The following is a 26,489-nucleotide window of genomic DNA, read 5'->3' on the forward strand; positions in this document are numbered from 1 at the left end:
GTGAGCGCAAGCGCCGCCCAGCCATGACACCCGCGCCCCAGCGACCGTACAAGCTCCCGGAGTCGGTGCTGGTGGTCATCCACACCCCGGCTCTGGAGGTGCTGCTGATCCGCCGCACCGGGGGTGAGGGGCATTGGCAATCGGTCACCGGCAGCAAAGATGCGCTGGACGAACCTTTTGCAGAAACAGCGCGGCGCGAGGTCGCCGAAGAAACCGGCATCGACACCCAGGCACTGGGTTGCTGGCTGGCCGACTGGGCGCTGGAGAACGTGTACGACATCTGGCCTCAGTGGCTGCACCGTTATGCACCCGGTGTGGTGCGCAACCGCGAGCGCGTGTTTGGCCTGTGCGTGCCCCCGGGGACGCCCGTGGTGCTGAGCCCGCGCGAGCACGATGCCTATGAATGGCTGCCCTGGCAGCAGGCGGCCGACCGGTGCTTCTCTGCGTCCAATGCCGAAGCGTGTCTGCTGCTTCCCCGGTTTGTGTGCCGTACGTGAGGTGGCCCGGTGTGGGCGGGCTCAAAGGGCCGAGAAGGGTGGAGAAGGTGTGTCCGCCCTCCAAGCCCGCTTGTCTCGCGCCGACGAACCCCCTCGGCGTTGCAAATGCCCGCCATGTCCCTCGCTATGGCTGCGCTTTGCGTCTTGACGGGGCACGGAGGTGCGACCCCCTCGGTCACGCCGGGTTCATTCACACTTTCTGAGCGAACGGAGGGCGGAGCGCCCGCCCATCACGGCGTATGGGGCGGCCGCATGCGCAGGGCGGCAGCAGGGTCGTCGTCGCCGACCTCGTCATCGTCTGCGGGCGCTGGGTCATCGGCCTGGCTGTCCTGCGGCGGCGGGAGGCGCGCGGGTGCGCTGTTGTCGGCACCGCCCCGTACCCGCAGCGCCACGCCACCCGGATGCCGCTCGCTGTCTTGCCCCAGGATGGCCCGTGCCGGGGTGTTGCCGATGCGGGTACGCAAGGCGTCGATGGCCTCCTGCAACGGCTCGGGTGTGGCCATGCGCGCGCCATGGCGCAGCAGCACTTGCTGGGCCATATCGAGCAGCTTGGAGTTGAGAGTGCGTTCGGCCTCGGCCAGCAGGTTCTGCACGGCACCGCCGGGGTCGCCCCCCAGGCTTTGCGCCATGGCCACCTCGGCCGTCTTGTTGACGCGTTGCAGGCAGTCGCGCACCAGGTCACTGTAGGGCGCATGCAGGTTGCAGGCGTTGGCCAGCAGCTCAGTCAGGCCGCGCGTGTTAGCGTAGCGCATGCCCAGGGCAAGCACCCAGCTGTCGCCCTCGGGCAACTCGATGGACGTGACGGCCAAGACGGCCAAGAGGCTGCCCAGGTTGCAGGCGGCCTCGAAGTCGAAGGTGCTGGAGGCGATCTCGCGGGCCATGCCACGCACCGATTCGACCGCCTGCGAGAACTGCCGCTGCTGGATGAGCTGCAGCGCGCGCGCCACCTCGGCAAAGCGCCGAATGCGTGCACTGCTCGGGTGGCGCTCCAGGATGCGGGCAAAGTCTGCCATGCACCGCTCGATGCCCTTGCGGTCGTTCTCGGCGTAATAGGCAAACGTCAGCAGCACCAGCGACTGGTAGTCGAACAGCTTGGAGTCAATGCCCAGCATCGTGGCGCGCGCCAGCACCTTGGTGGCGGTGGCGCGGTCGCCCATGTAGTACGACATCATCCCCAGCTTCTGCAGCCGCACCACCGAGTCGGGCGTGAGGGTGCTGGCCGTGCGGTAGGTCTCGATCGCCTGCGCAAAGTTGCCCATTTCCACCTGCGCGCGGCCCAGCACGTCGTAGGCGTCGGCAAACGAGGCGTCCTCGCCAATCAGCTCCTGCAAGGTGGTGATGGCGCGCGCGGCCTGGCCCGATTCGATCTGTGCACGCGCCACGCCCAGCTTCGCCCAGGGCAGGGCGCGCGCGGCGATCACGGCCTCGAACAGGGTGCGTGCCTCGTCGTGCCGCCCCAGGCGCAGCAGCAGCTCCGAGCCGATGCGCGCGGCATACAGCCAGTAGGGCTTGCGGGCCTCGAAACGCTGCACGCACAGCGCGGCAGCCTGCTCGAAGTCCTCGGCCTCAATGGCATCGAAGATGGGCTTGAGGTGGATCTTGCGCAGGCGCGCCAGGCTCAGGCGCTCAAACAGCGCGCTGGGCGTGAAGGGTTTGAGCAGGTAGCCGTCCAGGGCTGACTCGGCGGCCTCGGCCACCGCTGCGTACGAGGCCTCGGCCGTGACCATGAAGAACACGGTGGAAAACGGCAGCAGCTGTGCGCGCCGCAGGTCGTCCAGCAGGGTCTGGCCCGAGTAGTTGGACTCGCCAAAAAACTGGTCGCACAACACGTAGTCAAACACCGTGTGTTCCAGCCGGCTGCGTGCGTCTTGCACACGCGAGCACTGCACGATGCGGGTCACGCCGTATTCGCGCAACTGTCCCACCAGGATGCTGCGCGACGTGGCATTGCTGTCCACGATCAGCGCCTGGGTTGGTGGGGCGGGATTGGGGCCGCTTTCGGTAGCCATTGGGTGTGGGCCGTCCCTGCGTGCTCAAGAAGTTAGAGGTGCCAGTGTAAGGCGCAGCGCTATCCTGCGGTCGTCGGGCAAACCCCTTGCCCGGGCGGCTTGCGACACAATTCAACCATGCAACACGACGACATCCTGCGGGTAGCCACCTACAACATCCACAAAGGGGTGCAAGGCATCGGGCCCGCGCGGCGGCTGGAGATCCACAACCTGGGCTTGGCGGTGGAGCAGCTCGATGCCGACATCGTCTGCCTGCAGGAGGTGCGCAAGCTGCACCGGCGCGAGGCGGCGTATTTTCAGCGCTGGCCCGAGCTGCCGCAGGCCGAGTTCCTGGCGCCCGAAGGCTACGAGGCGGTGTACCGCACCAACGCGGTCACCAAACACGGCGAACATGGCAACGCGTTGCTGACCCGCTGGCCCGTGATCGGGCACCAGCACGAAGACATCTCGGACCACCGTTTCGAGCAGCGCGGCCTGCTGCATGTCGAGGTGGACGTGCAGGGCCGCAAGGTGCACGTGATCGTGGTGCACCTGGGCCTGATCCCCGGCAGCCGCATCCGCCAGATCGAGCGCCTGCAGAGCTTCATCGAGCGCGAGGTGCCGCCCGGCACGCCGCTGGTGGTGGCGGGCGACTTCAATGACTGGGGGCAGTTGCTCAAGCGCATGCTTGCGGGCTTTGGCTTGTATGAGTGGGATGCGCCGCGCACCTTCACCTACCCCGCGCGCCTGCCCCTGGCGCAGCTGGACCATGTGTATGCGCGTGGGCTCACGCCGCTGTCGCTGCACGTGCCGCGCGGCCGCATCTGGTGGCGCATGTCAGACCATTTGCCCCTGATCGCGGAGTTCGGGCTGTGAGGCTTTGCCGTGGTGCGCGCGGTGTCGAGGTGGCGGGATGAGGCGCAAGCCGTCTGCGCAGGCTCTGAGCGCCGGGCCCGCCGACGACCACCAGGTGCGCCTGCTGCAAGGCGCCGAAGAGCTGTTTCCGGCACTCATCGAGGCCATGGATGCCGCGATGGCGGACATCCAGTTCGAGACCTACATCTTCGACTTCACCGGCGCCGGTGCCTCGGTGGCCCAGGCGCTGATGCGCGCGGCAGCGCGCGGCGTGCGCACCCATCTGGTGGTCGATGGCGTGGGCACGGGCGCGTTGCCCAAGGCCTGGGCCGAGCAGCTCCAGGCCGCAGGGGTGTTGTGCAGCGTGTATTCGCCGCTGGGGCCGCTGGGGCTGCTGCTGCCGCACCGCTGGCGGCGCCTGCACCGCAAGCTGTGCGTGGTGGATGGGCGCGTGCTGTTTTGCGGCGGCATCAATGTGCTGGACGACTATCACGACCCCAACTACGGCGCGCTGGAGGCGCCCCGTTTTGACTTTGCGGTGCGGACGACGGGCAGTCTGGTGGCATCGGCCAGCGACACCATGGACCAGCTCTGGTGGCGCATGCAGGCCGTGCGCGACGCGCGCCAGCGCCGCCTGCCCGAGGCGCTGCAGGCCCTGCGCGCCGCCAGCGCAGCACGGCATGCCGCGCAGGGCGACAAAGCCGACGCCCGGCCACCCGTACGCGCCACCCTGGTGCTGCGTGACAACGTGCGCAACCGCAGCCGCATCGAGAAGGCGTACCGCAAGGCCATCGGCGCGGCGCGGCACGAGGTCATCATCGCCAACGCCTACTTCATGCCTGGCGGCAAGCTGCGCCGCGCGCTGGTGATGGCCGCACGCCGGGGCGTGCGGGTGCGGCTGCTGCTGCAAGGGCGGTATGAATACTTCATGCAGTACCACGCGGCCCGGCCCGTGTATGGCGCGCTGTTGGAGGCGGGGGTGGAGATCTATGAGTACGCCCCGAGCTTTCTGCACGCCAAGGTGGCCGTGATCGATGCACAGGGCGACCGGCCCTGGGCCACAGTGGGCTCGTCCAACCTCGACCCGCTCTCCCTGCTGCTGGCGCGCGAGGCCAACGTGGTGGTGGAAGACGCCGCCTTTGCCATCGACCTGCGCCAGCGCCTGGTGCATGCCATGCAACACGCGGGCCGCCGCATGGACCCTGCGCGCTATGCCGGCCGCCCGTTGCGCCAGCGGGTGCTAGACCGCGTGGCTTTTGGCCTCATGCGCCTGGCGCTGTGGGTGACGGGCAAGCGGTATTGACGGGCGCTTTGTCCAGATTGCTATTTAATTTATAGCTATCAAGGCATATTGCACTAGCGCTTGCTGCCTAAAACCCTTGCAATCGATCAACCCGCGTTCGCTGGTACGATGCCACCCATGTCCAGCCAACCTGCCGCCGATATGACGCCCACCTCACCGGACGAAGGCACGCCCGTTTCCGTCAAGATCCGAGAGCGCCTTGCCGCCGCGCGCAAGCGCTTTCACGCCAACGACAACATCGCCGAATTCATCGAGCCCGGCGAGCTGGAAAAGCTGCTCGACGAGGTCGAGATCAAGATGCAGGGCGTGCTCGACAGCATGGTGATCAACACCGAAGGCGACCACAACACCAACAACACCGCGCGCCGTGTGGCCAAGATGTACCTCAACGAGGTGTTCCGCGGCCGCTATGTGGCACAGCCACCCATCACCGAGTTTCCCAACGCCGAGCATCTCAACGAACTGATGATCGTGGGCCCGCTCACCGTGCGCAGTGCCTGCAGCCACCACTTCTGCCCCGTCATCGGCAAGATCTGGATCGGCGTGATGCCCAACGAGCACACCAACGTGATCGGCCTGTCCAAATACGCGCGCCTGGTGGACTGGATCATGGGCCGCCCCCAGATCCAGGAAGAAGCCGTGGTGCAACTGGCCGACCTCATCATGGAAAAGACCCAGCCCGACGGCCTTGCCATCGTGATGGAAGCCAGCCATTTCTGCATGTCCTGGCGCGGCGTGCGCGACAACGACAGCCGGATGATCAACTCGGTCATGCGCGGCGTGTTCCTCAAGGACAGCGCGCTGCGCCGTGAATTTTTGTCCCTCATTCCTGGAAAGAACTGACCATGCTGGTACGCCTGCTTTACGCCAGTCGCGCGGTCGATACCTCGCCCGCCGCCATCGAAGCCATCCTGACCCAGTCACGCCAGCACAACCCGGGCTGCGGCATCACCGGCGTGCTGTGCTACGGCGGCGGTGTGTTCCTGCAAGCCATCGAGGGCGGCCGCTCTGCGGTGAGCGAGCTGTACGGCCACATCCAGAAAGATCCGCGTCACCAAAACGTGGAACTGCTGCACTACGAAGAAATCGCCGAGCGCCGTTTTGGCGGCTGGACCATGGGCCAGGTCAACCTGTCCAAGATCAACCACTCTATCTTGCTCAAATACTCTGAAAAGCCCGAACTGGACCCGTATGCGGTGTCGGGCAAGGTGTCGTTTGCGCTGCTCGAAGAGTTGATGGCCACAGCCTCCATCATCGGAAGAGCCTGAAAAGCGGGGCGCTTGGCTACTGCGCGGCCTGATCCCGGGCCTGCGGTACTCGCCGCGCGCGAGTGCGGCTGCGTTCCTCCACCCAGGCTGAGGCCGCTCGCTACGCCAATCACCCCACTTTTCGTCATTGTCCTGACCTCGTTATTGCAGCCGCAGCCCACAGGGGCTGCGGCTTTTTGCATTCAAGCCCTCTCTCTTTCTGACCCGTGACCTTCACCGCCTTCGCCCTCATCATCCTCGCCGGCCTCATCCACGCGTGCTGGAACATTGTGGCCAAGAAGGCTGGGGGGGACTCGCGGTTTGCGTTCTTCACCTCGGTGATCATGATGGTCGTCTGGGCGCCGCTGGGCTGGTACCTGGGGCGCGACGCGGTGCCGCTGTGGGGTGCGGTGGAGTGGGGCTTTGTGGTCGCCAGCGGGCTGCTGCATGTGGCGTACTTCGTCATCCTGCTGCGCGGCTACCGTGTGGCAGACCTCACCGTGGTTTACCCGTTGGCGCGCGGCTCTGGGCCGCTCTTGTCGTCGCTGGTGGCCATCACGCTGCTGGGTGAGCAGATCTCGGCGCTGGGCGCCTTGGGCATCGTGGGCGTGGTGGGGGGCGTGTTCCTGATCGCGGGTGGCCCGGGCCTGCTGCGTGCCGCGCATGACCCTGCCGCGCGGGCGCGCGTGCACAAAGGCATGTTGTACGGCCTGCTCACGGGGGCCTTCATTGCCAGTTACACCGTGGTCGATGGCTATGCGGTCAAGTTTTTGCTCATGTCGCCCATCCTGGTGGACTACATGGGCAACTTTGTGCGCGTGGGGCTGCTGGCGCCTGTGGTGCTGCGCGACCTGCCCACCGCCCGCACGCTGTGGCTGGCGCAGTGGCGTTTTGCCCTGGCCGTGGCGGTGGTGAGCCCCGTGGCCTATGTGCTGGTGCTGTACGCCATGCAGCAGGCGCCCCTTTCGCACGTGGCCCCTGCGCGCGAGGTGTCCATGCTGTTTGCCGCACTCATCGGCGGGCACCTGCTGGGCGAGGGTGACCGCGTGGCGCGCATCTGTGGAGCGCTGTGCATTGCGGCGGGCGTCACGGCCCTGGCCTTGGGATGATGGCCGCCACACCACAAACCCTGCTGCTGGGCTGCGACTTCTCCAGCAGCCCCACGCGGCGCAAACCCATCGTGCTGGCGCTGGGCCAGAGCCAGGGCGCGCGCGTGGTGCTCACCGCGCTGCAACCGTTCGACACCCTGGCCGCTTTCGGCCAGTGGCTGGCGCAGCCCGGCGACTGGGTGGGTGGTTTTGACCTGCCCTTCGGCCTGCCGCGCGAGCTGGTGCAGGCGCTGGGCTGGCCCACCAGTTGGCAGGCCTGCATGCAGCACTACCGCAGCCTGAGCCGCGAGCAGATCCGCGCGCAGTTTGCGGCGTTCTGCGGTGCGCGTCCCGTGGGTGGCAAGTTTGCCCACCGCGCCACCGACGGGCCCGCAGGCTCCAGCCCCTCCATGAAATGGGTGAACCCGCCCGTGGCCTACATGCTGCACGCGGGCCTGCCGCTGTTGCTGGATGCGGGTGTGCACCTGCCCGGCCTGCACGCAGGCGACCCCCGCCGCGTCGCGCTGGAGGCCTACCCCGGCCTGCTCGCGCGCGAAGTGCTGCAGCGCCGCAGCTACAAAAGCGACGACCGCGCCAAGCAGACGCCCGACCGCCTCATCGCCCGCAAGGACCTGGTCAACGCGCTGGAGCTGGGCCAGACCCGCCTGGGCCTGCGCCTCAAGCTCAGCCACGCCCAGCGCGATGCGCTGGTGCAGGACGCCAGCGGCGACAGCCTGGACGCCGTGCTGTGCCTGCTGCAAGCCGCCTGGGCCGAGCAGCGCCATGACGAAGGCGATGCGCTCTATGGCTTGCCGCCAGGGCTCGACCCGCTGGAAGGCTGGATCGTCACGGCGGACAAGCCGTGACCAACGATCCCGCCGCTTTTCCGGGCATCAGCCCGCCGCAGGCTGCGTAGCATGGGTGGGACACGTTGGATGCTTCGTTTGCCCATGCCTTTCGCCCCCCGCCTTTGGTGCGCGCTGTTCGCACTGCTCGTCTTGCCGGCCCCGCTGCTGGTACAAGCCGCCCCTGCGCCCTGGTACTACTGGCGCAGCCTGGTCGATGGACAGCGCGTGTGCGCGCAAACCTCGCCCGGCCCGGGCTGGGAGCAGGACAGCGCCGCCTACGAAGGCCCCGGCTGCCAGCCTCGCCGCAAGGTACTGGTCGTGCCCATGCGGTGACAGGCCGCACGGTGGACGGTGGATTGCGGTTGTTATAAAAAACATAGCTACCAGCGCTTATTGCATAAGCGCTTGCGGGCAAAATAGCTTGCAATGCTGTGTGTACATTCGATAATGGCACGCATGACCGAACTCATCCTGATCCGCCACGGCGAGACCGACTGGAACCGCGAACTGCGCTTTCAGGGCCACGTGGATGTACCCCTTAATGCCACCGGCCACGAACAGGCGCGCCGCCTGGCCGATCGCTTGGCCGCAGAGCGCCCCGTGGTGCATCACCTCGTCTGCAGCGACCTCATCCGCACCCAGCAGACCGCCACGCCCAGCCTGCAGGTGCTGTTCCCCCAGGCCCGCATCGACACCCTCACCGACAGCGCCCTGCGCGAGCAAAACTTTGGTGTGGTGGACGGCAAACGCGTGGACGACGTCAAGCAGGAACACGCCGACGCATGGAACCAGTGGCTGCGCTTTGAAGCCGACTACGGCATGCCCGGCGGCGAGACCACCCGCCAGTTCCACGCCCGCGTGATGGACGCCGTCTACCGCATCGCCCAGCAGCACCGCGGCCAGACCGTGATGGTGGTCACCCATGGCGGCGTGCTGGACATGATCTGGCGCACTGCGCGTGGCACGGGGTTGGATGGCCCGCGCCAGAGCGATATCCCCAATGCAGGGCTTAACCGCGTGCGGGTGAGCGGTGAGGCCGTGGAGGTTCTGGACTGGGCCGATGTGCGGCACCTGGCGGATTTGCCGGAGCAGCCGGTGTATGACCAGACGAAGTTGGTGGTGCGGTGAAAGGGTAAATTCAACTATTTGCGTAGCTTTTTCGTGTTGGTGCGGTGGCACGATGGGACAGGTTTTACTCTTGCCCTTCGGGTAACGGATTTCGTTCTATTAGCCCCCATTTGAGTTCGCCATTTTCAGATGCGCGTGCACCAACCTCAAGCAGAAGTCTCTTCGTGGTTTCTGCGTCAGTACCAATTACATGCATGAGCGTTTCGAGCTTGCGCCATGTGTACTTTGGCGAACGCAGCATTTCAAGGAGAAGATCCTTTCTAGGCTTGTCGCGTTGTTTTGCTGCCCGTTCATCCAAATAACGTGAAAGCCACTGAACAGAAACAGTGGCGATTGACCCGACGACAGCACCGGATACACCAATTAGGGCGATGACAATGGATTCACTCATTGTTGTCCCCGCTGCTCTTGAAGTTCTGCCCATTCTTTCAATAGTCGAACTACAACAGGTTTGGCACTCTCGATCATTTCCTGGCGCCCAAACCTAGCTTCCAATGCAATAAGCCCTCTTTCGAGAGACGGTGCTAGTTCAATACTTGCGCGTTCCAATGAGCAGCCGGCTCCCTCAAGCATAGCAAGGACCTGCAAGGATGGGCCTGATACGCCGCTATCTATAACCGTATGAAAGAAGTTCTTATCCATACCAAGATGCTTCGCGATTTTGTTTCCAAATCTTCGCCCTTTGCCTAGACCCATACGGTTCCATACCAGCACCATCGTGAGCAACCAGACAACACCGACGACGACAGCGATATAGGTAAACATTTAAGAGCCCTGAAATGAACGAAGTAAGTGCAGGTGTACTAACTCTGAGATTGTGAATGGTGCCGACTCAAATCTAAGGCAACCCCAGCACCCCATTCACCACCCCCACCTGCCGCGCCAGCCTCACCGACTCCGGCTGCCCATTCACTATCGGCTGCAACACGTTCTGCGCCGCCGCCCACTTCCTATTGCGCTGCAGTGCGTTCAGCCAGATCTGGTGAAACAAATCCCGTTGCGCATGGCTGCCTCCAATCTCCACCAGCCGGGGCAGGGCCACGCCCAGCTTCTCCACGGCAGTAGCCCAGTCGCCCTGCGCATGCGCCAGCAGGCCGTGGGCGGCAGGCACGCACACCCGCTGCCACACGGTGCGTTCATTCGACTCGGTGCGGGTGGCGGCGTGGGCTGCGATGTTGTTGTGCAGCGTGCGCGCGGCCTCCATGCGCCCGGCGCGGGCCAGGCCGTAGAGGTATTGCAGGTCCAGAAAGGGCAGTACGTGGTCGGCCAGGCGCAGTGCGAGGTGGTCGGCCACGTCGGTCCAGCGGTCGCCCACGTCCACGCCCGCCAGCTCCAGCCGGGCGAGCAGGGACACGGCGTTGATCTGGTCTTGCGTGTATTCCTTGACCACGCCCCACACCTGCTGGTCGTAGAGCGCCAGCACTTCGGCATGCCGGTCTTGTTCCAGCAGGAACAGCGCCTGGTGCCACCAGTTGTGCGTGACCATGAAGGAGTTCAGGCCCGTCCAGGTGTTGCTCACGCTGGCCATGAAGTCGGTGCCTTCGCGGATTCGGCCCTGGGTCAGCATGACATGGGCCAGCGCGTGGTGGGCCCAGGGCTCCTTGCGGCACAGGCTGATGGCGTGGCGTGCGGCGCTTTCAGCCTCTTGCAGGCGGTGGCATTGCTCCCAGCCAAAGGCGAGCATGCCGTGCAGGTAGGGTACTTCGGCCGCTGCGGGCAGGGCCTGCAGTGCCAGGCGCAGCATGCCGGGCGAGTCGCCCCGGTTGAACAGATGGTATTGGCCGAGCTTGAGGGAGGCGAGGTCGCGCGGGTGCAGGCGGGCTTGCTCTTCGTGCAGCGCAACGGCGCGGGGCAGGTCGCCATCCACCCAGGCCGCGATGGCGGCCACAAAACGTTGTTCGCGCTCGCTGGCCTCTGTGGCACGGGCCAGGGCCTGGTCGATGAAGGGGCGGGCGTTGCGCGGGGCGTCGGCCGATTCGGCAAACATGTGCAGCGCCGCGCAGCTGGCCTGAACGATGGGGCTCGTGTCGGCCGCCGCGTTCAGCACGTTCACCGCGCGGGCTTCGCAGGCGATGAAGCCTTCTACAAAGTCATTCAGCGCCGTCGCGCTGGTGGCGTCTTGCAGCGTGATGGGGTTGCCCAGGCTGTCGGTCATGCGGGTGTGCGTGGAGGATGGCATGGGGCATTGTTGGGTCGCTGGGCTCAGCCGCCGTTGATCAAGGTCAGGTAGGCGTTGCGGGTTTCGGCAGACACCGATGCCACGAGTTGTTCGTGCGGCGTCTGGTGCCGCGCCAGCATGCGGGCGCTGGCCACGGTTTTGGACTTGCAGTACCAGTGGCAGGTGTGCTGCATCAGAAACAGCTCGGCCGTCATCATGTAAGCGCGGTCCTTGGGCGACAGGTGGCTGGTGTTCTGCACCACATGGGCAATGCCGCGCGCGTGGATGGCCAGGGCTCGGCGCACGTCAAAGGTCATGGCGGGCAGCAGCTTGTCGGCAAATGGGATCGGCACGGAGAGCCGGCTGACGCGGGCGTGGGCTTCGTCCACCTTGGCAAAGTCGGCGGCAAAGCGGCTGAACTGCTCGCTCAGCTGCGACTCGGTGGTGCTCAGCAGGCTCCAGATCTGGCTGCGGCGCTCGTCGGTGCTTTCGCCCAGGGCGCGCAGGTAGCCGTCGGTCAGCGCCTCCATCAGCTTTTCGATCTGGTAGTTGGCCAGGTGTTTGCCCAGCAGCGCGATGCGCTTGCGCTGCTCTTTGGCGTTGAGCATGAAGGTGCCGGTGGCGATGAGGATCGCCAGGATGATGATGTCCATGCGGTGTGGGGTGGTGGTTGGTAAGGCGGGGGGCTCCAGCGGTGGTGTCAGCGTCAGAGCATGCCCCTAAGAACGTGTTTACGATCTTTTCGGGGTCGCGTTGGAGTGCAATCGGGATGAGTGGATGCCTCGGATGCGCTGCATGGGCTCGTGCCCATGCAAGCAGCCGGGGCGTCCAATCGCCCGATTTCACTCCAACCCTTCGGGCAAGTGCCTTGCCGGGCGGTCTGCGGCGTTACGGCGCTTGTGGATAGCCGGGCTATCCACTGCGCACCGCGCCTGGCATCCTATCCCGGCAAGGTACTTGCGCGGCCCTGAAAAGATCGTAAACACGTTCTAAGGTTACCAACAACAGCGCACGACAGACGCAGGGTTATGCCGCAGGCGGCTGGGGCCATGCGCGCTGGGGTTCGCGGATCAGCTCGAAGGCGTGCGCCACCTGCAGCACGCCCAGGTCGTCAAAGCGCGCACCTGCAATCTGCAGGCCGATGGGCAAACCAGCACGGGTGTAGCCGCAGTTGACCGAGGCCGCAGGTTGCTCGGACATGTTGAACGGCACGGTAAAGCCGATGTGTTCCAGAGGGCGCAGCGGGTCGTTGGTGGGCGAGGGCAGCTCGGCCTGGAAGGCGACGTTGGGCGCCACGGGCGAGATCACGTAGTCGAATGCACTGCAGGCCTTGACCGTGTTCACCCGGGTCAGATGGAACTGGTGGCTGGCGTTGAAGACTTCGGTGCCGCTCATGCCGGCCGCGCTGTCGGCCCAGGTGCGGATGTAGGGCAGCACCTTGTCGCGCCGCGCGGCGGGCAGGGCCTGCAGGTCGATGTGGGAGCGCATGCGCCAGAAATGGTCCATGCCGTCGAGCATGGCCTGGGTCATGAAGGGCGCCATGGGCACGATGGTGGCGCCAGCGGCTTCCATGAGTTTCGCTGCGCGCTCCACGGCGGCCTTCACTTCGGGCTCCACGGGCAGGCCGCAGCCTGCATCCAGCAGCAGGCCGATGCGCAGGCCGCGCAGGCGTTCGGCGCCCTTGTTGAATAGGCTCCAGGCGATGTCCTGGTAGGGCAGGCTCATGCTGTCGCGTGCGTCGGGCTGGCTCAGCACCTGCATCATCAGCGCGGCGTCGGCCACGGTGCGGGTCATGGGGCCGGCGGCGCGGCCGGTGTAAGGCGGGTCAATCGGGATGCGACCCAGGCTGGGCTTGAGGCTGAAGATGCCGCACCAGCTGGCAGGAAGGCGCAGCGAGCCGCCGATGTCGGTGCCGATGTGCAGCGGACCGTAGCCCGCAGCAGCCGCAGCGCCACCACCGGCGCTGGAGCCGCCGGGGCCTTTGCTCACGTCCCAGGGGTTGCGCGACAGCGGGTGAAACGTGGACAGGCCCGAGGACAACATGCCGTAGTCGGGCATGGTGGTCTTGGCGACGATGACGGCACCGGCCTCGCGCATGCGGGCGGCAGGGGGGGCGTCGGCTGCGGCGGGTACCAGCTCGACGGCGGCCGTGCCCAGCGGGGTGGGGTCGCCTTCGGTGGCAATGTTTTCCTTGATGGTGCTGGGCACGCCGTCCAGCGCGCCTTTGGGCTCGCCGCGCAACCACCGGGCCTCGGAGGCACGCGCCTGGGCCAGGGCGGCCTCAGGGCGCAGCAGGTAGGTGGCCTGGATGTGAGGCTCCCACCGTTCGATGTGGGCCAGCACGGCCTGCGTGACCTCGACCGGTGACAGCTTGCGCTGGCGGTAGGCGGCAATCAGGTCGTGGGCGGGCAGGTCGTGCAGTTCGGTCATGGCGGGGTGGGTGGTCGCCGTAGCGACGTTTATCAATAAAAAAGGCTGCAAGCGCTAGTGGATCAAGCGCTGGCAGCTATTGTTTTAGGAGTCTTGGCTCCTGCACGCGCCGCATTGCGGCGCGTGACTGTCAGGACCAGGACAGCGTGGAGATGTCGTTCACGAACACGGGCATGTCTTTCCACAGGCCCTTGAGGTTCTTGTTGGCCACCGTGATCCACTGGTTGGAGTACAGGAACGCATGCACTGCGTCATCGGCCAGCAGGCGCTGCGCATCGCCCAGCAGCTTGGCGCGGTCGGCGGGGCGGGCGGCGTTCTTGATCTGGTTGAACAGGTCGTTGAACTTGGGCGAGTTGTAGGCCCAGTAGTAGTCAGGCTTGGCAAAGTTGCCCAGGTCAAAGGGCTCCACGTGGCTGATGATGGTCAGGTCGTAGTTCTTGCTGCCGTAAGTGCCGCTGAGCCACTGCGCCCATTCCACGTTCTGGATCTTGGCGACGATGCCGACCTTGGCCAGCTGGGCTGCAATCACCTCGCCACCCTGGCGCGCGTAGGGCGTGGGGGGGAGCGTCATGGTCAGCTCCAGCGGCGTCTTGATGCCGGCCTCGGCCAGCAGCTTCTTGGCCTTCTCGGGGTCGTAGGGGTTCACGCCCGTGGTGTCCACGTAGCCAAACGCGCCGGGCACGTAGTGGCTGCCGATGGGCGCGCCGTAGCCGTCGCCAGCGCCCTCAATCACGGCTTTGCGGTCCACCGCAGCGGCGATGGCGCGGCGCACGCGCACGTCGTCCAGCGGCTTCTTGCCGTTGTTGATGGCCAGAATGGTCTTGGCACGCGAGCCGCTGACCACCACCTGGAACTTGGGGTTGGCCTTGAACTGCGCCACGCTGCGCGGTGTGACACGCGGGAAGGCGTCCACGTCACCGGCGAGCAAAGCAGCCACTTGGGCAGCGGGGTCGGAGATGAAGCGGAAGGTGGCGCGCTTGATCTTGAGCGCCTTGGCATCGCGGTAGTCGGCCCAGGCGGTCAGCACCACTGATGAGCCCTTGTTCCAGGCCTGTAGCTGGTAGGGGCCGGTGCCCACGGGCTTGTTGGCGTTGGTGTCGGCGCTCTTGGGCTCCACGATGATGGAGGTGGCCTGGCCTAGCACGAACAGCAGGTCGGGGTCGATCTCCTTGTTGAGCAGCACCACGGTGTAGTCGTCCACCACCTGGGTTGTGATGCCTGCAAAGGTGCGCTTGTCCTTGTTGGTGCTCTTCTCGCCGCCTGCGCGGTCATAAGAGAACTTGACGGCCGCAGCGGTGAAGGGCTCGCCGTTCTGGAACTTCACGCCACGGCGCAGCTTGAAGGTGTAGGTCTTGAGGTCGGGCGAGACCTCCCAGCTTTCGGCCAGCAGGGGCGACACGCTGCCGTCGGGGTTGATCTTGGTGAGCGTCTCGAAGATGTTGTACTGAACGATCTCGGCGATGGCAGAGGCCGCACCAGCGGTTGGGTCCAGGCCTGGGGGCTCCAGCGTCATCGCCAGAGTCACCGCATCTTTGCGGCCTTGCGCCAGGGCGCCAAGCGAGGTGGTCAAGGGCACAGCGGCGATGGCGCCAGTGGCAAGGACGGTACGGCGGTTCAGCATGTTCGGACTCTCCAGACAAAAAACCAGACAACAACCATAAAGACCCCCGGTGCAATTTGTTACCGGGGAGGAAAGAAGCTTTTTACACCATCACACCTGCATGTGGTTATGCGGTTTTTGCCGTTGCGGCAGAAGCTGCAGCCGCAGCGGCTGCCGCACGGCGCGCCCGCGCGCGGCCGGGCAACACCTGGGGCACGGCGCCCACCAGCGACTGCGTGTAGGGGTGCTGTGCATTGCGGAACAGCTCGGCGGGTGAGCCGCGCTCCACGATGCGGCCCTGGTACAGCACCACCACCTCGTCGCACAGATGGTTGACCACCGCGAGGTCGTGGCTGATCAGCATGTAGGTGATGCCGAACTGCTGCTGCAGGTCCTGCATCAGGTTGAGCACCTGGGCCTGCACCGACACGTCGAGCGCGCTCACGGGTTCGTCGGCCACGATGAGGCGAGGCCGGGTGATGAGGGCGCGTGCAATCGCAATGCGCTGGCGCTGGCCGCCAGAAAATTCGTGCGGGTACTTGCCCAGGTCGTTGGTGCGCAGGCCCACCTGCGACAGCACCTGGGCGGCCTGCTCGCGCTGCTCGGCGCGTGTGGTCTGGCCCTGCGCCTGCAGCGGCTCGGTCACGATGCGTTCCACCGTCTGGCGCGGGTCCAGCGACCCGTAGGGGTCCTGGAACACCATCTGAAAGTCGCGCCGCGCCTGGCGCAGTTGCTCGGCGGGCAGCTGGTGCAGGTTGCGGCCCTGCAGCTCCACCGTGCCTGCGGTGGGCGCATCGAGCGCCATCACCAGCCGTGCCAGGGTGGACTTGCCCGAGCCCGATTCGCCGACGATGCCGAGGCTGCGGCCTGCGGCAATCGAGAAGTTCACGCCGTTGAGCGCATGCACCTTGCCCGGCGGGCGGAACAGGTGCTCGCGGGGCAGGGTGTATTCGCGCACTAGGTCCGTCACCTGGAGCAGCGGCGCGGTGGTCTGGACTGAAGTGAGGTGGGGTGCCTGGGTCATGCGGCCACCTCGATGGTGTTCACCACGTTCGCACTCTGCGCCTCGGCAATGGCCTCGCGCCGCAGGCAGCGCACCAGGTGGTCGCCGTCGGCATCGGTGGCCACCAGGGTGGCCTCGGGTTGTTTGTGGTGGCAGTCATCCACCGTGTAGCTGCAGCGCCCCGCAAAAGGGCAGCCTGCGGGCAGGTCCACCAGCTCGGGCACCGTGCCCGGAATGGTGGACAGGCGCGGGCGCTGGCCGGGCGCGTGCACGGCACCCAGGTGGGGCCGGGCGGCGAATAAGCCGCGTGTGTAGGGGTGCGCCATGGCCGAGAAGACCGAGGCGGTGGAGCCGCTTTCGACCACGCTGCCGCCGTACATGACCATCATGCGGTCCACGTTCTGCGAGATCACGCCCAGGTCGTGCGAGATGAGGATGAGCGCCATGTTGCGCTCGGCCACCAGGTCGCTGATGAGGTCCAGAATCTGCTGCTGGATGGTCACATCCAGCGCCGTGGTGGGCTCGTCGGCAATCAGCAGGTCGGGCCCGCACGCCAGCGCCATCGCAATGGTGATGCGCTGGCGCTGCCCGCCCGAGAACTGGTGCGGATAGGCATCAAAACGCTGTGCGGAGTTGGGGATGCCCACGCGGTCCAGCAGGCCAATCGCTTCGGTGCGTGCGGCTGCTGCACTCATGCCCCGGTGCAGGCGCAGAGGCTCTGCCACCTGGCGGCCGATGGTGTGCACGGGGTTCAGGGCCGTCATGGGCTCCTGGAACACCATGCCAATGCGGTTGCCGCGCATCTGGCACATCTGCGCATCGGTGCGGCCCACCAGCTCTTGCCCGTCGAAGCGGATGCTGCCGGTGACCTGTGCGCTGTCAGGCAGCAGGCCCATGAGCGACATGGCCGTGATGGACTTGCCACAGCCCGATTCACCGATCAGGCCCAGGGTTTCACCGCGCGCCAGCGAAAAGCTCACGCCGCGCACGGCGTCGGCGGGGCCCCGGTGCGTCTGCAGGCGGATGCGGAGGTTGGAGACTTCTAACAGAGACATCGTGGGGTCTGGAAGGCTTTTTGGCGGGGTCAACGCTTGCGCGAGAGGCGGGGATCTAGGAGGTCGCGCAGGCCATCGCCCAGCAGGTTCAGGCCCAGCACGGCCAGCGCAATCGCCACGCCGGGCCACACGGCCAGCAACGGGGCCTGGAACATCAGCGTCTGCGCTTCGCTGAGCATGCGGCCCCAGGAGGGCTGGGGCGGCTGGGTGCCCAGGCCCAGGTACGAAAGGGCCGCCTCGGCCAGGATGGCGATGGCGAACTGGATGGTGGCCTGCACGATGAGCACCGACAGGATGTTGGGCAGCACGTGCTCGATCGTGATGCGCCAGCTGCCCTTGCCGCAGGCGCGCGAGGCCAGGATGTATTCGCGCGACCACACAGCGTTGGCCGATGCACGGGTGACGCGTGCGAACGTCGGGATGTTGAAGATACCGATCGCAATGATCGAATTGACAATGCCCGCGCCGAACACGGCGGTCAGCATGATGGCGGAGAGGATGGCCGGGAAGGCGAAGGTGAAGTCCGCCAGTCGCATGATGAGCTCTTCCACCCAGCCGCGTTTGGCGGCGGCCAGCAGGCCCAGGGCCGTGCCGATGGTGAGGCCGATGCCCACGGCGATCACGCCCACCAGGATGGAGTTGCGGGCGCCCACCAGCAACAGGGAGGCCACGTCGCGGCCAAAGGCATCGGTGCCCAGCCAGTGCTTTGCAGACGGGCTCGCCAGCTTGTTCGCCAAGTCCATCTCGTAGGGCGACCAGGGCGTCCAGACGAAAGAGAGCAGGGCAGCCAGGATCAGCAGCGCCGACAACACGGCACCGATGACAAAACTGCGGTGGTGCAGAGCGCGGTGCAGCCAGCCGGGGGCGGAGGGCATGGAGGAGGAGGGGGTGGAAACGGCGGCGCTCATGGGGGGATCAGATGTCGGAGGCCTTCACGCGGGGGTCGATCACGGCGTAGAGGAGGTCCACGACGAAGTTCACGATGACCACCATGGCAGCGAGCAGCATCACGCAGTTGCGCACCACGATCAGGTCGCGGTTGGAGATGGACTGGAAGATGAGGCGCCCGAGGCCCGGCAGGTAGAACACGTTTTCCACCACGATGGTGCCCGCCAGCAGGTTGGCGAATTGCAGCCCCATCACCGTGACCACCGGGATCATCGCGTTGCGCAGCACATGGCCCCACAGCGCGGCGCGCTGCGTCAGGCCCTTGGCACGCGCGGTGCGCACAAAGTCTTCACGCAGCACCTCCAGCACGGCCGAGCGGGTAATGCGCGCCAGGATGGCCGCCTGCACCACGGCCAGCGCAATGGCGGGCAGCAGCAGGGCCTTGAGGGCTTCGAGCGGGCTGCCACCCGCGTCTTCGGTCCAGCCCGGAAAGCCACCGGCCGAGAACCACTGGAGCTTCACCGAGAACAGCAGGATCAGCAGGATGGCGAACCAGAAATTGGGGATGGCAATGCCGATCTGGGCCAGGCCCATCACGCCCACATCGCCCAGTTTGTTGTGGCGTGCCGCGGCGTACACACCAGCGGCCAGCGCCAGCACCGTGGTGATCACCATCGCCATCAGGGCCAACGGCACGGTGAGCGCCAGGCGCTCCAGCACCAGGTCGAGCACGGGGGAGCTGTAGGCGTAGCTCTCGCCCATGTTGCCCACCACCAGGCCGCTCACCCATTGCCAGTAGCGCAGGCTGGCGGGCTGGTCCAGCCCCAGCTTGGTGGCCAGAGCCGCAACCGCGTCGGGCGAGGCATCGGGGCCCATGAGAATCTGCGCGGCGTTGCCCGGCAGAATTTCCAGCACCAGAAACACGACGATGGAGGCGCCAATCAACGTGGCCAGGAGGGTGACAAACCGCTTGAGAAAAAACAGGCCCATGGGTGGGGTGCGTGGGGAAGTGGATCAGACGCGAGGGCGTCAAAATTAATGTGTATACACAGCATAGCGGGAAAAACGTCCCCGTCAGCAGTGGTGGGTTGCAGTGTGGCATGCAAGGCACATGCCACCGGCGCGGGATAATACGGAGCATGAACTGCGCCGTTTGCCCCTTTGCCACTGTTTTTGGCCCCGCGCCCTGGGAGGCCGTATGGCGCTGATGATCACGGACGAGTGCATCAACTGCGATGTGTGCGAGCCCGAATGCCCCAACCAGGCGATCTATCTGGGGCAGGAGATCTACGAAATCGACCCGAACAAGTGCACGGAATGTGTAGGGCATTTCGACGAGCCCCAGTGTGTGCAGGTGTGCCCTGTGGCCTGCATCCCCGTGAACCCGCAGCACGTGGAAAACCGCGAAACCCTCTGGCAGAAGTTTCAGCGGTTGCAGGCGTCTACGCCGATATAGTTTGAATCAAATCAGCCGCTTGTGCTGATGGATCATGCCTTGATTGCTATTGAATAAATAGCAAAATCCGCTGCGCAACGGCTGGACGGGTTGGTGGCCCGTCAATCCTCCATGGGCCGAGGAGGCTTGGGGCGGGGCGGTTTGGTGGTGTGGATGAGCAGCGTAGCTTTTTCCATGTCCCCCGCCAGCAGGGCCGGGTAGGCCTTGAGCGAGTGGGCGATGCTGTCCTCAATCAGCGTGCGCTGGTCTGGCGACGGTTTCTTGAGCACCCAGTTGGCCACTTCGCTTTTGACGCCCGGATGGCCGATGCCGATGCGCAAGCGCCAGTAGTCGGGCGAGCCCAATTGTCCGTGGATGTCGCGCAGGCCGTTGTGCCCGGCATGGCTGCCGCCGCGCTTGAGCTTGACCTGCCCGGGGGCAATGTCCAGTTCGTCGTGCACCACCAGGATTTCCTCGGGCAGGATCTTGAAAAAGCGCGCGAGCGATGCCACCGACTTGCCCGAGAGGTTCATGAAGGTCTGCGGCTCCAGCAGCCACACGTTCTGACCATGCACCGTGGTGCGTGCCATCAGGCCGTGATAACTGCGCTCGGGCACCAGCGTGGCCTTGAGTTCGCGCGCCAGGGCATCAATCCACCAGAAGCCGGCGTTGTGCCGCGTGTCCTCGTAGTCCGGCCCGGGGTTTCCCAGGCCTACAAACAGCTTGATCATGTGCGGGATTATCGGTGGCTGGGATGGGGTCAGGCCGTCGGGATGACTGCGCCGCTGCTGAAGACGTGTTCAGGAAGTGGGCTGTGCAGTTTGCGAGATGCGCCGCACCAATGAAAACGGCCCACGCAAGGTGGGCCGTTTCGTGGTCAACACCGCAAAGCGGGTTGACCGGGTGAAGTGATCGGGGTCTTTGACCGACGAATTACTTCTTGCCCTTGCCCTTGCCCTTGGCGTCGGCAGCAGGAGCGGCGTCAGCAGGGGTCTCAACGACCACGACTGGAGGCACAACAGACACCAGCACGGGGTTGTTGTTTTGGCCGCCACGGACCTTGGCCACCACGCCCTTGGGCAGCTTGATGTCCTTCAGGTGCAGGGAAGCGCCCTTTTCCAGCTTGGACAGGTCCACAGCGATGAATTCGGGCAGGTCCGAAGGCATGCAGGTCACGTCCAGTTCGTTCACGATCGGGTTGACCATGCACTTGTCCACCTTGACGGCGTTGGACTCTTCTGCACCGCTGTAGTGCAGCGGCACCTTCAGGTGCAGCTTGGTCTTGTCATCCACGCGTTGGAAGTCGATGTGCAGCACCAGTTGCTTGTAGGGGTGGTATTGCACGTCACGCAGCACGACCTTGGAGGTTGCGCCAGCCACTTCCATGTCCAGCACGCTGGAGTGGAAAGCTTCCTTCTTGAGGGCGTGCCACAGAGCGTTGTGGTCCACCTCGATCAGTTGGGGCTCGGCAGCACCACCGTACACGATGCCAGGCGTCTTGCCCGAATTACGCAGACGGCGGCTCGCACCCGTACCCTGCTTGGCGCGCTCAAAAGCGACGAAGTTCATAGTTAGCTCCTGAAAAGGACAGACCGCGACCAGTCATATCCCGATTAAAAAAGACCTGTGACGCCACTGTGGCGGCAGGCCTGCGCATTGCTCTCGAAGAGACAAGCCTCCCGAAGGAGGCCTGCGTGCAATCCGACTGCAACGCTCCCGGGGGAGCGCGTCAGAACAGGTTGTCCTGGTCCGAGAACAGACTCATGACCGACTCACCCTTGGCAATGCGCTGGATCGTTTCGGCGATCAGCGGGGCCACGGAGAGTTGGCGAATCTTGGAACATCCCTTGGCGTTGTCGCTCAGCGGGATGGTGTTGGTCACCACGACTTCATCGAGGGCTGTGCCCTTGGCGATGCGTTCGATGGCAGGACCCGAAAAAATGGGGTGCGTGCAATAGGCGTACACGCTCTTGGCGCCACGCTCCTTGAGCACTTCGGCAGCCTTCACCAGCGTGCCGGCGGTATCGATCATGTCGTCCATGATCACGCAGTTGCGGCCTTCGATTTCTCCGATCACGTGCATGACTTCCGACACGTTGGCCTTGGGGCGGCGTTTGTCGATGATCGCCAGGTCGCAGCCCAGTTGCTTGGCCAGTGCACGGGCACGCACCACGCCGCCCACGTCGGGGGAGACGACGATCAGGTCTTCGTAGTTCTTCTGGCGCAGGTCGCCCAGCAGCACCGGCGACGCGTAGATGTTGTCCACGGGGATGTCGAAGAACCCTTGGATCTGGTCGGCGTGCAGGTCCATGGTCAGCACGCGGGCCACGCCCACGGCTTGCAGCATGTTGGCCACCACCTTGGCCGTGATAGGCACACGGGTAGAACGGGGGCGGCGGTCCTGGCGGGCGTAACCGAAATAGGGGATCACGGCGCTGATGCGCTCAGCCGACGCGCGCTTGAGCGCATCGACCATGATCAGCAGTTCCATGAGGTTTTCGTTGGTGGGTGCGCAGGTGGACTGCACCACGAAAACGTCACGTGCACGCACGTTTTGCTTGATTTCGACGGTGACTTCACCGTCAGAGAAACGACCCACGTCAGCCGCACCGAGGGTGGTGCCGAGGTGTTGGGCAATTTCAGCCGCCATGCCAGGATTGGCATTGCCGGTGAAAACCATGAAGTCGGGGTGGTTGGCTTGCATGAGCGTCCCAGCAGTCTGAAAAAAAAGCCCGTACGCGGAAAGCGTTTGGCAGGGGAAGAAGGATTCGAACCTTCGCATGCCGGAATCAAAATCCGGTGCCTTAACCAGCTTGGCGACTCCCCTACACAGGTCAATTGCCGAAGGCAACCAACCTTAAATTCTTCCTGATGCCCAGCCTGCCAGAGGATGAACCATCAGATTCTCACACGTCTTCACTTGCCAGCCCTCAGGGACTTCGCTCAGATCGACTGCGTGTGATTCTTGTGCAAACACTGCACTGCCTGAGCCTGTCATCCTGCCTTTGAGGCCGCGCTTCTTGAACCATTCAATGGCTTGCGAAACATCGGGGCAAAGTGCCTGAGCAACGGGCTGCAAGTCGTTTCGACCGAAGTCAAAGTGTGCTGCAGCAAAGCCTAAGATTGTAGCACTATCTGAATCGCGTTTCAAACTTGGTGACGAAAAAATTTCTTTTGTCTCCAAACCTGCTGCGGGCTTCACGATCACGAAGCTCGCTTGCGGCAGCTGGTGCGCTTTCTCAAGCGGCGTGATTGTCTCACCAATTCCCTCCACCCAAGCGTTGTGACCGCATAAAAAAAACGGCACGTCTGCGCCGAGCTGCAAACCGATCTTTGCCAGTGCATGCCGGGACAGGCTCAGACCCCACAACCGGTTCAAAGCCAGGAGCGTGGTGGCCGCATCTGACGAGCCTCCCCCCATGCCTGCCTGCGCGGGCACGCGCTTCAGCAGTCCGATATGCGCGCCCTCACGGCAGCCCGTAGCGGCCTGCAGCGCACGGGCTGCGCGAATCGACAGGTCGACTTCTGGCAGCGCTGTGGAAAGGTCTTCCCGCGAAATCAGTCCATCTGCTCTGCGTTCGAAATGCAGGGTGTCGCACCAGTCCATGAGCATGAAAACGGACTGCAGCAGGTGGTAGCCATCGGAGCGCCGCCCGGTGATGTGCAGAAAGAGATTGAGTTTGGCCGGTGCCGGCACGTCATACAGAGCTTGCATGGAGGGCAAAAGAGTGAGCTGAAGCGCGGGATTTGCTGTGCGACCGGACCTGCCGGCTTCCGCAGTCTGTGGGCCTTCAGGGCGTCAAAGCAATGCGCAAGGTCGCTATAGGCTCTGGATCACTGCGGCGTGCCGTCAATCGTCCATCGGCAATGCCGGTGAGGTCCGCTTGCCACCCGGTGGCACTGGCCTGGATGCCCTTGAGCCAGCTGAACAGGGCAGTCACAGGAATGCGGGTGCCTGTCACGTCCTGGAGCAGTCCATCCAGCGAATCCGAGGTGCGGGTGTCTTGGCCGCTGAGCAGCTGCGCGTGGCCGTCTTTCCAGTCGAGTTGTGCAATGCGATTGCCGAAGGGACTGAGCAAAACCAGCCCACCCGTCTGGGGCGTGCCACGCAGTTCAAACAGGGCAGAAAAAGATTGTGACGCCTGCCCGTCGATCTGCAAGGCAATGCGCCCATTCCAGCTGTCTTCCCCGACGGAGACCTGGGTCACAGGCTGCGCGCAGCCTGCGAGCCACAGAGCACACACTACCAGCCACCAGGCCCATCCGCGAGAAAGAGTCTGCTGCGGAGCGCTTGGACTGGCGCTGAAAAAGCCTGGCATCAGAGGGCGGCTCCGAGGCGCTTCAACGTCTCTTTGAGGGTGTCGTTGTCGGGGCTGGCGCGCTGCCCTTCCTTCCACACCCGGGTCGCACCGTCCTTGTCGCCCATGCTCCACAACACCTCGCCCAGATGAGCCGCAATCTCTACATCGGGCCGGGCCTTGAATGCCGCTTCAAGGTGTTTACGAGCGTCTGCCTTGTTACCAAGGCGAAACTCCACCCAGCCGAGGCTGTCCATGATGAAGGGGTCATTGGGCGCAAATTCGAGCGCCTTCAGGATGAGCTGCTTTGCCTCATCCAGCTTCACACCGCGGTCCGCCAGCGAATAGCCAAGGGCGTTATAGGCGTGGTGATATTGCGGCTGACGCGCGATCACCTGCCGCAGCAGCTTTTCCATGGTGTCGGGCTGGCCCGCCTTTTCGGCCAGCATGGCCTGGTCGTAGACCAGCTCGGCATCGTCCGGCGCCAAGGCCACCAGTTCGACCTGCACTTTGTAGGCCTCTGGGTACAGGCGCTGGTCGCGCAGCAGTTGGACCTCCGCCATCAATTTCATCCGTTGGCTTTCCGCCGAGTTGCCGGGCAGGTTGCGCAAAAGAGCGCGGGCCTGCGCCAGCTTGCCCTGACGTGCCAGCAGGGACGCACGGCGCGTCTGAGCGCCAAACACTTCTTCGGCGTTATCGATGCGCGCGAGCCATGCTTCCGCACCGGCAAAGTCTTTCTTTTTCTCTGCAATCTGAGCGTGAAGCAGGTATGCCTGTGTGAGGCTCTTTTGCCGCAGGTCGGCATCCGCAGACGCCGATGCAAGTTCCATGAACCGCTGCAGCGACGCCTCTGCGGCAGGCAACCGGTTGTCTTGGTATTGCAAGGTGGCAACCACCAGCCAAGCTTCCACCAGATCAGGTTTTTCCTTGGTGACGGTTTCCAGCTGGCGACTGGCTTCGGGGTAGCGCTGCAAACCCAGCAACACCCTCGCATATGCCATGCGCAGGTCCGGGATGGGCTGTTTAGACAGCGTTTGTGTCACGATGGGTTCTGCGTCCATAAGACCTTCGTCCATCAGTTCCAGCGCCAGTCTGGCTGCGCTTTCGCTGGCATTGTCGAGGGCCTGTGCCCTGCGTGCTGCGTCCAGAGCGCCCGCCTTGTCTCCAGCCGCCAGTCTCAAACGGCCCAGCGACACCCAAGCCTCCGGGCCCGTGGCGGGGTTGGTAAGCTCGTTCACCAGGGCTTGTTCCACCACCTTGGCGGCCAGGGCCTTGTCGCTCGCCCGTCCGTACAGCTGGGGCAGGGCGGTCAGGGCCGAGGCCTTTGACCGGGGCGAAGCCTGCGCGAGTTCCTGGCGCAGCAGATCAGGTGTCTCGCCAATGCGGTTCAGGGCGATCAGAATTTGCAGCACATATTGGTTGGCCTCGCGCGATTGCGGCAAGGCTTCTTTCCAGGCCTGGGCTGCAGCAAGGGCATATTCGCCGGATCGTGACTGCAGCGCAATGTCTGCAGCCCTTTGGTAGAGCTGACCGTCAGCGCTGCGGCGAGCTGCCTCCAGCATGAACGCGTAACCCGCACCCGGATCACCGGTGCGCGCACTGATCTCGCCCAGAAAAATCTCGTAAAACAGCTCTGCGTCCAGCGCGGGGTTGGACGCCACGGGTGGCTCCTGGCTGGCGGGGCGGCTTTCACCGCTGGGCTTTTGTGCCCAGGTGGAATGGGCGGCGGCCGCAATCAGGGTGGCCAATGCGACGGTACGAAAGCGGGAAGGTAACACCATCGGGCCATAATAATCCATGCCTGTGAAGCTGTTGCCCGCTTGTTTGTATGCCTGAGTTGCCCGAAGTGGAAGTCACGCGGCGCAGCTTCGCCGACGCGATTGCTGGAGCCCGGATTGAGGCGGTGGTGATGGGCAAGCCCCTGCGTTGGCCCCTGGGTTGTGATCCGCAGATACTGGTGGGTCAACAGGTGGTCGGATTGCGCCGACGGGGGAAATATCTGTTGCTCGATATGACCCAAGGCCTGCTGCTCCTGCATCTGGGCATGTCGGGAAGTCTGCGCTTTGCGTCTGGGATGCCGCAAGCCGGCATTCACGACCATTTTGACCTCGTCACCAACCAGGGGACGCTGCGTCTGCATGACCCGCGCCGGTTTGGTGCGGTGGTTTATGCGCAGGCGGAGCATTCGCCGGTGGCTGCCAAGTTGCTGGGGGGGCTGGGCATGGAGCCTCTGTCGGAGGGGTTCTTGCTCTCCGATTTCCAGGCAGGACTCAAAAAGAGCCGGATGCCCATCAAGCAGTTGCTTTTGGGCGGACGTTTGGTCGTGGGGGTCGGTAACATTTACGCGTCCGAGGTGCTCTTCCTGGCTGGTATCCGCCCTACCACCGTCGCATCGCGCATCGGCGCCGCGCGAGTGCACAAGCTGCACCAGGCCATTCGCTCCGTGCTGGCCCAAGCGGTCAAGATGGGGGGCAGCACCTTGCGCGATTTTTCCAATGCAGAGGGAATGGCGGGTCACTTTCAGACGGCGGCAAATGTGTATGGCCGCGATGGCCTGCCGTGTAATGCGTGCGGAACGGCCATTGCGCTGTTACGCCAGGGGCAGAGAAGCACGTACTTCTGCCGCCGGTGCCAGCGGCCATAGGGCCCCATCCAACCCGCGATTCGT

At 64.6% G+C, this 26,489-nt stretch carries 28 protein-coding genes and 1 tRNA gene; 11 read left to right on the forward strand and 18 right to left on the reverse strand.

Translation table 11 applies throughout. The features are described 5' to 3' along the window. Window positions 1-23 precede the first annotated feature (23 nt). Window positions 24-497 carry a dihydroneopterin triphosphate diphosphatase gene (gene nudB / locus ASD94_RS08355; RefSeq protein ID WP_056641205.1) on the forward strand — a complete coding sequence of 158 codons (474 nt, stop codon included), beginning with the start codon at window positions 24-26 and terminating at the stop codon, window positions 495-497. 230 nt (window positions 498-727) lie between these two features. Here the strand turns inward: nudB and ASD94_RS08360 are convergent, their stop codons facing one another. Continuing rightward, entirely contained in the window at window positions 728-2,506 is a 1,779-nt protein-coding gene (locus tag ASD94_RS08360) for a tetratricopeptide repeat protein (protein WP_056641209.1), read from the reverse strand. Window positions 2,507-2,623: 117 nt separating this feature from the next. Between ASD94_RS08360 and ASD94_RS08365 the strand changes: the two genes are divergently transcribed. The 8 genes from ASD94_RS08365 to ASD94_RS08400 all read left to right on the forward strand — a co-directional run bounded on the left by ASD94_RS08365 (window position 2,624) and on the right by ASD94_RS08400 (window position 8,954). Next, on the forward strand, window positions 2,624-3,361 hold the full coding sequence (locus ASD94_RS08365; protein WP_056641212.1) for an endonuclease/exonuclease/phosphatase family protein: 738 nt from the start codon (window positions 2,624-2,626) through the stop codon (window positions 3,359-3,361). A gap of 37 nt (window positions 3,362-3,398) precedes the next feature. Continuing rightward, window positions 3,399-4,643 carry a cardiolipin synthase ClsB gene (gene clsB, locus ASD94_RS08370; protein WP_056641215.1) on the forward strand — a complete coding sequence of 415 codons (1,245 nt, stop codon included), beginning with the start codon at window positions 3,399-3,401 and terminating at the stop codon, window positions 4,641-4,643. Between the two features lie 117 nt (window positions 4,644-4,760). Beyond that, window positions 4,761-5,486, forward strand: a complete 726-nt coding sequence (gene folE, locus ASD94_RS08375) for a GTP cyclohydrolase I (RefSeq protein ID WP_056641776.1) — start codon at window positions 4,761-4,763, stop codon at window positions 5,484-5,486. Between the two features lie 2 nt (window positions 5,487-5,488). Then, a complete protein-coding gene (locus ASD94_RS08380; protein WP_056641218.1) occupies window positions 5,489-5,911 on the forward strand; it encodes a BLUF domain-containing protein in 423 nt (140 codons plus the stop codon). 206 nt (window positions 5,912-6,117) lie between these two features. After that, entirely contained in the window at window positions 6,118-6,999 is an 882-nt protein-coding gene (locus tag ASD94_RS08385) for a DMT family transporter (protein ID WP_056641221.1), read from the forward strand. Further along, window positions 6,996-7,844, forward strand: coding sequence for a DUF429 domain-containing protein (locus ASD94_RS08390; protein ID WP_056641224.1), 849 nt, complete (start codon window positions 6,996-6,998; stop codon window positions 7,842-7,844). The genes ASD94_RS08385 and ASD94_RS08390 overlap by 4 nt, the downstream gene beginning before the upstream one ends. An 84-nt stretch (window positions 7,845-7,928) precedes the next feature. After that, entirely contained in the window at window positions 7,929-8,159 is a 231-nt protein-coding gene (locus ASD94_RS08395; protein ID WP_056641227.1) for a hypothetical protein, read from the forward strand. Window positions 8,160-8,282: 123 nt separating this feature from the next. Further along, on the forward strand, window positions 8,283-8,954 hold the full coding sequence (locus ASD94_RS08400) for a histidine phosphatase family protein (RefSeq protein WP_056641230.1): 672 nt from the start codon (window positions 8,283-8,285) through the stop codon (window positions 8,952-8,954). Between the two features lie 64 nt (window positions 8,955-9,018). Here ASD94_RS08400 and ASD94_RS23500 read toward each other — a convergent pair whose 3' ends face one another. From ASD94_RS23500 to ASD94_RS08440, 10 genes are all read right to left on the reverse strand, one after another. Further along, window positions 9,019-9,345: a hypothetical protein gene (locus ASD94_RS23500; RefSeq protein ID WP_156391372.1), complete on the reverse strand. Its 327-nt coding sequence runs from the start codon at window positions 9,343-9,345 to the stop codon at window positions 9,019-9,021. Beyond that, complete coding sequence (locus tag ASD94_RS23505; RefSeq protein ID WP_156391373.1) at window positions 9,342-9,719, reverse strand: hypothetical protein; 378 nt, start codon at window positions 9,717-9,719, stop codon at window positions 9,342-9,344. The genes ASD94_RS23500 and ASD94_RS23505 overlap by 4 nt, the downstream gene beginning before the upstream one ends. A gap of 73 nt (window positions 9,720-9,792) precedes the next feature. Beyond that, window positions 9,793-11,133, reverse strand: coding sequence for a tetratricopeptide repeat protein (locus ASD94_RS08405; protein WP_056641232.1), 1,341 nt, complete (start codon window positions 11,131-11,133; stop codon window positions 9,793-9,795). 23 nt (window positions 11,134-11,156) lie between these two features. After that, window positions 11,157-11,765 carry a hypothetical protein gene (locus ASD94_RS08410; RefSeq protein WP_015012762.1) on the reverse strand — a complete coding sequence of 203 codons (609 nt, stop codon included), beginning with the start codon at window positions 11,763-11,765 and terminating at the stop codon, window positions 11,157-11,159. A gap of 373 nt (window positions 11,766-12,138) precedes the next feature. Further along, a complete protein-coding gene (locus tag ASD94_RS08415; protein ID WP_056641237.1) occupies window positions 12,139-13,542 on the reverse strand; it encodes an amidase in 1,404 nt (467 codons plus the stop codon). Window positions 13,543-13,672: 130 nt separating this feature from the next. Then, a complete protein-coding gene (locus ASD94_RS08420) occupies window positions 13,673-15,163 on the reverse strand; it encodes an ABC transporter substrate-binding protein (RefSeq protein ID WP_056641240.1) in 1,491 nt (496 codons plus the stop codon). A 106-nt stretch (window positions 15,164-15,269) separates the two neighbouring features. Next, window positions 15,270-16,166: an ATP-binding cassette domain-containing protein gene (locus ASD94_RS08425; protein ID WP_056641243.1), complete on the reverse strand. Its 897-nt coding sequence runs from the start codon at window positions 16,164-16,166 to the stop codon at window positions 15,270-15,272. Next, window positions 16,163-17,200 (reverse strand): ABC transporter ATP-binding protein, encoded by a 1,038-nt coding sequence (locus ASD94_RS08430; RefSeq protein ID WP_056641246.1) that lies wholly within the window; start codon window positions 17,198-17,200, stop codon window positions 16,163-16,165. Before ASD94_RS08430 ends, ASD94_RS08425 begins: the two co-directional genes overlap by 4 nt. A gap of 29 nt (window positions 17,201-17,229) precedes the next feature. Beyond that, window positions 17,230-18,108, reverse strand: a complete 879-nt coding sequence (locus ASD94_RS08435; RefSeq protein ID WP_056641249.1) for an ABC transporter permease — start codon at window positions 18,106-18,108, stop codon at window positions 17,230-17,232. A gap of 7 nt (window positions 18,109-18,115) precedes the next feature. After that, the gene (locus ASD94_RS08440) at window positions 18,116-19,078 is read right to left on the reverse strand and encodes an ABC transporter permease (RefSeq protein WP_056641252.1); all 963 of its coding nucleotides are present in this window, start codon (window positions 19,076-19,078) and stop codon (window positions 18,116-18,118) included. Between the two features lie 208 nt (window positions 19,079-19,286). Here ASD94_RS08440 and ASD94_RS08445 point away from each other — a divergent pair, with 208 nt between their 5' ends. After that, window positions 19,287-19,544, forward strand: coding sequence for a YfhL family 4Fe-4S dicluster ferredoxin (locus ASD94_RS08445; RefSeq protein WP_056641255.1), 258 nt, complete (start codon window positions 19,287-19,289; stop codon window positions 19,542-19,544). A 101-nt stretch (window positions 19,545-19,645) separates the two neighbouring features. On the opposite strand, the gene pth is transcribed toward ASD94_RS08445, so the two are convergent. From pth to ASD94_RS08480, 7 genes are all read right to left on the reverse strand, one after another. After that, a complete protein-coding gene (gene pth / locus ASD94_RS08450; protein ID WP_056641258.1) occupies window positions 19,646-20,254 on the reverse strand; it encodes an aminoacyl-tRNA hydrolase in 609 nt (202 codons plus the stop codon). A 202-nt stretch (window positions 20,255-20,456) separates the two neighbouring features. Continuing rightward, window positions 20,457-21,092, reverse strand: coding sequence for a 50S ribosomal protein L25/general stress protein Ctc (locus ASD94_RS08455; RefSeq protein WP_056641261.1), 636 nt, complete (start codon window positions 21,090-21,092; stop codon window positions 20,457-20,459). Window positions 21,093-21,252: 160 nt separating this feature from the next. After that, a complete protein-coding gene (locus ASD94_RS08460; RefSeq protein WP_015012772.1) occupies window positions 21,253-22,227 on the reverse strand; it encodes a ribose-phosphate pyrophosphokinase in 975 nt (324 codons plus the stop codon). Window positions 22,228-22,273: 46 nt separating this feature from the next. After that, a tRNA-Gln gene (locus ASD94_RS08465) sits at window positions 22,274-22,350 on the reverse strand. A gap of 30 nt (window positions 22,351-22,380) precedes the next feature. Beyond that, window positions 22,381-23,238 (reverse strand): 4-(cytidine 5'-diphospho)-2-C-methyl-D-erythritol kinase, encoded by an 858-nt coding sequence (gene ispE / locus ASD94_RS08470; RefSeq protein ID WP_056641264.1) that lies wholly within the window; start codon window positions 23,236-23,238, stop codon window positions 22,381-22,383. Window positions 23,239-23,314: 76 nt separating this feature from the next. Next, window positions 23,315-23,731, reverse strand: coding sequence for a lipoprotein insertase outer membrane protein LolB (locus tag ASD94_RS08475; RefSeq protein WP_233247271.1), 417 nt, complete (start codon window positions 23,729-23,731; stop codon window positions 23,315-23,317). A 110-nt stretch (window positions 23,732-23,841) separates the two neighbouring features. Beyond that, on the reverse strand, window positions 23,842-25,620 hold the full coding sequence (locus ASD94_RS08480) for a tetratricopeptide repeat protein (RefSeq protein WP_056641268.1): 1,779 nt from the start codon (window positions 25,618-25,620) through the stop codon (window positions 23,842-23,844). Between the two features lie 29 nt (window positions 25,621-25,649). Between ASD94_RS08480 and mutM the strand changes: the two genes are divergently transcribed. Then, entirely contained in the window at window positions 25,650-26,465 is an 816-nt protein-coding gene (gene mutM / locus ASD94_RS08485; RefSeq protein ID WP_056641271.1) for a bifunctional DNA-formamidopyrimidine glycosylase/DNA-(apurinic or apyrimidinic site) lyase, read from the forward strand. Window positions 26,466-26,489: the final 24 nt, after the last annotated feature.

It is taken from the genome of Acidovorax sp. Root70 (genome assembly GCF_001428225.1).
Taxonomy (GTDB): domain Bacteria; phylum Pseudomonadota; class Gammaproteobacteria; order Burkholderiales; family Burkholderiaceae_C; genus Acidovorax.